The organism is Microbacterium azadirachtae (assembly GCF_000956545.1).
GTDB lineage: Bacteria > Actinomycetota > Actinomycetes > Actinomycetales > Microbacteriaceae > Microbacterium > Microbacterium azadirachtae.
This window is the reverse complement of the sequence record NZ_JYIT01000004.1, coordinates 1-525: the sequence shown is the minus strand read 5'-3', so window position 1 is coordinate 525 and position 525 is coordinate 1. Positions and strand designations below refer to the sequence as shown.

Annotated in this window: 1 pseudogene; it reads right to left on the bottom strand. The window is 68.6% G+C overall.

The features are described from left to right. Nucleotides 1-133: 133 nt before the first annotated feature. A pseudogene (locus RL72_RS00020) lies at nucleotides 134-525 on the bottom strand (L-rhamnose isomerase); the annotation flags it as partial.

Genomic DNA, 525 nt, shown 5'->3' with positions numbered 1-525 from the left:
GGCGGTCGGGTTGGTCATGGTTCTCTCCAGGGGGATCCGTGTTATTCATTCCGTCTATTTGCGTCAAACTGTGGGTTTCGGGCCGTGAAACCCACCGTTTGACGCAAACAGACGTGGGCGAGGAGGGAGGCGCTCAGGCGCCCCAGCCGGCCTGGGTGCCGCCGACGCGCTCGGCGGCGATGCGCTCCAGGTAGCCGGAGCCCAGGAACGCCGCCATCGGGTCGGCGGGCAGGCCGCGCTGCTCGCGCCAGGCGGCAAGGGCGGGGCGCACATCGGTGTAGAACGCGTCCATGAGCACCGCGTTGGAGGCGAGCACGTCGTTGGCGCGCTGGGCGGCGGCGAGGGCGTCGCGGTCGATGAGGAGGGCGCGGGCGGTCATCTCCTGCACGTTCAGCACCGAGCGGATCTGCCCCGGGATCTTCGCCTCGATATTGTGGCACTGGTCGAGCATGAACGCCACGTCGGGATTGCCGAACCCGCCGCCGCGGATCACCTCCGCGAGGATGCGGAACAGCTGGAACGGAT